The sequence below is a fragment of the Acinetobacter sp. LCT-H3 genome, from assembly GCF_001866125.1.
In the GTDB taxonomy this organism is placed as follows: Bacteria; Pseudomonadota; Gammaproteobacteria; order Pseudomonadales; family Moraxellaceae; genus Acinetobacter; species Acinetobacter schindleri.
Genome location: NZ_MODX01000057.1, coordinates 1 through 4,294, shown reverse-complemented (window position 1 = coordinate 4,294; position 4,294 = coordinate 1). Strand labels below are relative to the sequence as shown.

Below are 4,294 nucleotides of genomic sequence, written 5' to 3'. Positions count from 1 at the left end.
GTTTGTGCAACAAAGCCTATTTATATAAATTTCATTTTTAAAATACTTAATAATATATAATTTATATTAAAAACAAACAATTTATATAAAGAGGTGTAATATATTCTCCATATAAGTGTGACTAAGGCGACACATTTAATGTCTATCTCCCAATTGTCCAAGGCTGTATATACATGCTTGGCTGCTTTGCTATTGGCAAATACTGCTACTCATGCTGCGGATGCATTTAGTACAGAAAATCCATGGATGTTAGGCGACTGGAATGGTCAGCGTACTCAACTTCAACAACAAGGTTATGATTTCAGTTTTGGTTATACCGGTGAAGTAGCAACACTCATCGATGCTAAAAACTCATCTGATCACGGTACTGAATACGCCGACCAGTTTGCAATCGGGGCTCATCTGGATCTGGAAAAAATTGCAGGATGGAAAGATACCGAAGCACAAATTACGGTGACTCAGCGTAACGGTCGTAACTTATCCAATACTGCTGAAGCGCTTGATGGACACTTAAGCTCGGTGCAGGAAGTATGGGGACGTGGTCAAACCTGGCGTTTAACTGACTTCTGGATCAAGAAAAAATTCCTGGATCAGAAACTGGATGTCAAAGTTGGTCGCTTTGGTGAAGGTGAAGACTTTAACAGTTTTGATTGCGATTTCCAGAACCTGGCATTGTGTGGTTCACAGGTAGGCAACTGGGTCGGTGACCAATGGTATAACTGGCCAGTATCACAGTGGGCAGCACGTGTGAAATACAACGTCACACCTGAAATCTTTACCCAAGTGGGCGTCTATGAATATAACCCTGAGAATCTGGAACGTGGTAAAGGCTTTAACCTGAGCATAGACGGCTCTAAAGGCGCGATTATTCCGGCAGAAGTGGTGTGGACACCAAAACTCGGTGAACGAAAACTTCCAGGGGAGTATCGTGCCGGGTATTACTACAGTACCGCAGATTCAAAAATTCTTGACGATGTAACGCCTCAAGAAATCCAGACTAAAACAGACCACCATCAAGGTGGCTGGATTGTTGCCAAGCAACAATTGACGGCACAGCAAGACGATATATCTCGTGGTCTCAGCGGATTCGTAAATCTCACCCTTCATGATGCCAAAACCAATGAAAAGACCGATATGCAAAATATTGGCCTTGTGTATAAAGGCGTAATGGATGCTCGTCCAAAGGATGAAATTGCGTTTGGTATTGCCCGTATCCATATGAATCATGATGCATTGGGTGACCGTAGTGAAGAAATCGATGCAGAAATCTACTACGGATTGCATGCCACGAACTGGTTAACCATTCGACCTAACCTTCAGTATGTTCGCCATGTCGGTGCATACAGAAATAGTGAAAACGTTTGGGTAGGCGGTATCAAGTTTAATACCTCCTTTTAAAAAGAGTTTTTAGTTGCAAATACATAATTGAATCTCCCATGCCTTTGAGGCATTGATAAACAGATGCCTCAGGTATGTATTTATAACTAAGAACTTAACAATATGGTGCTCATGCATTCGAATTGCATGAGCGAAAAGAAATCTTATAAAGGTGTTCAATATGAATACTTCGTCTTCAGGTTCAGTACTGAAAACGATTATGGCAGTCATTGCTGTTATTTTCGGTCTGGTACTACTGATCGGAGGGATTTACCTGGCAGTACTTGGTGGGTCTTGGTACTACATCATTGCCGGTATTTTCTTTATTGCGACCGCAGTGTTATTACATAAACAGAAAAGTACAGCACTGATCGTATACGCCGTGCTGATTTTAGGCACAGTGGTATGGGGGCTATGGGAAGTTGGTTCGGACTTCTTCGCACTCGCACCTCGTTTAGACATTTTAGGTCTGTTCGGTTTAGCACTTCTCATTCCAGCAGTGACGCGTGGTTTTGGGGAGACGAAAGGTGCCAAGATTGCACTCACCAGTACTTTGGCAATTACCATTGCGGTAATGATCTATTCTGTGTTTAATGACCCGCAAGAAATTCGTGGTGAGTTAAAATCACAGCAGCCTGCAGTGCATCAGTCTATTCCAGGTATTGCTGACGAAGACTGGCCAGCCTATGGTCGTACTCAATCCGGCCTACGTTATTCTCCATTGAAACAGATTACTGCTGATAACGTAAAAGATCTGGAGTTAGCTTGGGAATTTCATACCGGTGATGTAAAAACGGATAAAGATTCTGGTGAAACTACGAATCAGGTAACCCCGATTAAAGTGGGTAATAACCTGTTTATGTGTACCACTCACCAGTACCTGATTGCACTTGATCCTGCGACGGGTAAGGAAAAATGGCGTTTTGATCCTAAGCTGAAAGCGGACAATACCTTCCAGCATTTAACTTGCCGTGGAGTGTCTTATTATGATGCCAATAACACTGCCGGTTTTGAAAGCAGTCTAGCTGCTCGTTCTACAACGTCTGCCGAATGTCCTCAGAAAGTAATCTTACCAGTGAATGACGGACGTTTGGTGGCGGTCAATGCAACTACTGGTAAGGTATGTTCCGACTTTGGTAATAACGGCGAAGTCGATCTGCAAAAAGACATGCCATTCCCATATCCAGGCGGTTATAACCCGACTTCACCTCCTGTGGTGACAGGTACAACCATTATCATCGCCGGTTCAACCACAGATAACTATTCAACTGAAGAACCTTCAGGTGTCATTCGTGGTTATGATGTAAATACTGGTGAATTGCTCTGGGTATTTGATACGGGTGCGGAAGATCCAAATGCGATTCCTGCTCCAGGGCAAAAGTTTGTACATAACTCACCAAATGCATGGGCACCTTTAGCTTATGATGCCAATCTGGATATTGTTTATGTACCTACAGGTGTCGGTACACCAGATATCTATGGTGGTCATCGTACTGAACTGGACGAGCGTTATGCCAATTCAATGCTGGCATTGAATGCCTCTACTGGTAAATTAGTCTGGAACTTCCAGACTACCCATCATGACCTATGGGATATGGACGTACCAGCTCAACCAACATTGACTGATATCAAAGATAAAAACGGGAATATGGTGCCAGCCATCTACGTGCTGACCAAGACTGGTAATGCCTTTGTATTAGACCGTCGTAATGGTGAAGCTATTATACCAATCACTGAGAAACCGGTGCCTCAATCTGTAAAACGTGGTCCACAAACTAAAGGTGAGTGGTATTCAAAAACTCAACCGTTCTCTGACTTCAACCTGGCTCCTCAAGATAAATTGACGGATAAGGATATGTGGGGTGCCACCATGTTTGATCAGTTAATGTGTCGTGTATCGTTCAAAAAACTGAACTATGACGGTATTTATACACCACCCTCTGAAAACGGGACGCTGGTCTTCCCGGGTAACCTGGGGGTATTCGAATGGGGCGGTATGTCTGTGAATCCAGACCGTCAGATTGCATTGACCAACCCAATTGGTTTGCCATTTGTATCTCGTCTGATTCCGCAAGATCCGAACCGTAAGCAGACTGCCAAAGGTGCAGGTACTGAAGCGGGGGTACAGCCAATGTATGGGGTGCCGTATGGTGTTGAAATCAGTGCCTTCCTGTCTCCATTTGGCTTGCCATGTAAGCAGCCTGCATGGGGCTATGTGGCGGGTGTAGATCTGACGACCCATGAAGTTGCCTGGAAACGCCGCATCGGTACCATTCGTGACAGTATGCCAGGTATTCCATTACCTCCATTTAAAATGGGTGTGCCAATGCTCGGTGGTCCAATTTCGACTGCGGGTAATGTGATGTTTGTTGGTGCAACTCAGGATAACTATATCCGTGCCATTAACGTAAACAATGGGGATGAGTTATGGAAAGGTCGTCTGCCAGCAGGTGGTCAAGCCACTCCAATGACTTATGAAGCCAACGGTAAACAGTACGTAGTAATTATGGCGGGTGGTCATGGTTCCTTTGGTACCAAAATGGGCGACTCTTTAGTGGCCTATGCATTACCAGACAATAAATAATGAAGTTTTGTAGTTAAGTAAAAAAGCCTGATTCGTCAGGCTTTTTTATGCAGAATACAGGCTGTTATAACAATGAATCTTAACCAGCAAATCATGATTGGTCAGATGAGCATGTTTATAAACATGATGCACTGATCTCATGCTGCTGAGCATTCGAGATACAGCAAAAAAACACTTTATAAATATTTTGGCTTCCATGACATGCATAGACGCCAGACTTCAGGAATATAAGCTATGTACCTTCATATAAGACGGTTACCGATGAAATCAACATTGTCCTGCCTGATCGTCTGTATCAGTCAAGGCATTCATGTAATGTGGTTCCGTTAATTA

2 protein-coding genes are annotated in these 4,294 nt (G+C 43.5%); both read left to right on the top strand.

What is annotated here, in order from left to right:
- Nucleotides 1-138 precede the first annotated feature (138 nt).
- Complete coding sequence (locus BK820_RS14760; RefSeq protein ID WP_071321330.1) at nucleotides 139-1,398, top strand: carbohydrate porin; 1,260 nt, start codon at nucleotides 139-141, stop codon at nucleotides 1,396-1,398.
- Nucleotides 1,399-1,558: 160 nt separating this feature from the next.
- Complete coding sequence (locus tag BK820_RS14755; protein WP_008305437.1) at nucleotides 1,559-3,961, top strand: glucose/quinate/shikimate family membrane-bound PQQ-dependent dehydrogenase; 2,403 nt, start codon at nucleotides 1,559-1,561, stop codon at nucleotides 3,959-3,961.
- Nucleotides 3,962-4,294 lie beyond the last annotated feature (333 nt).

Bases quoted from the DNA above. Each gene is read 5' to 3' on its own strand.
- BK820_RS14760 (WP_071321330.1), top strand. From the start codon at position 139: ATGTCTATCTCCCAATTGTCCAAGGCTGTATATACATGCTTGGCTGCT.
- BK820_RS14755 (WP_008305437.1), top strand. From the start codon at position 1,559: ATGAATACTTCGTCTTCAGGTTCAGTACTGAAAACGATTATGGCAGTC.